The following is a 532-nucleotide window of genomic DNA, read 5'->3' on the forward strand; positions in this document are numbered from 1 at the left end:
CAACTCGATTGCGACCGTTGCTGGCGCTGATGTTGGCAAGTTCGAGCAACTGACCCTGGACAAAACCCCGGTCAGCACCACCGTTACTGACGAGCCGGGCACCCCAGGCAACGAAGGTGACTTGGTCAAAGTCACCATCACCGCCGACCAGACTTCGGTGGCGGAAAACGTCAAACCGACCTTCACCGTGCACATCAACCAGCCGCTGGACCACGACCTGATCGTGACCCTGAGCAACAACGCTCAGGTCACCATCAAGGCTGGCGAAACCAGCGCGCCGTACACCCACGACGCGCAGGGCGATGACGTCTACAAGGATTCCGGCGAAATCAGCCTGGGTATCAATTCCGCGGTAGACGCCACTGGCGCTACCTTCGAGAACCTGCAACTGGGCGGTGCGGCCACCGTTCAAGTGACCGACACCGTCGATGAGGTTGTGGCCAAGTTGACTGCGACGCCGTCGGTGACCGAAGGCGGCGAGATCACCTACACCATTACGCTGACCAACAAAGACGGCCTGCCGATCAACAAC

General features: G+C 60.0%; 1 protein-coding gene. It reads left to right on the forward strand.

Going from position 1 to position 532, the window contains the following annotated elements:
- Positions 1–532: immunoglobulin-like domain-containing protein (locus E8E78_RS00020; RefSeq protein ID WP_280311565.1), on the forward strand; the 532-nt coding region annotated here is incomplete at both ends.

Source organism: Pseudomonas sp. BN505 (genome assembly GCF_029873175.1).
Taxonomy (GTDB): Bacteria; Pseudomonadota; Gammaproteobacteria; order Pseudomonadales; family Pseudomonadaceae; genus Aquipseudomonas; species Aquipseudomonas putida.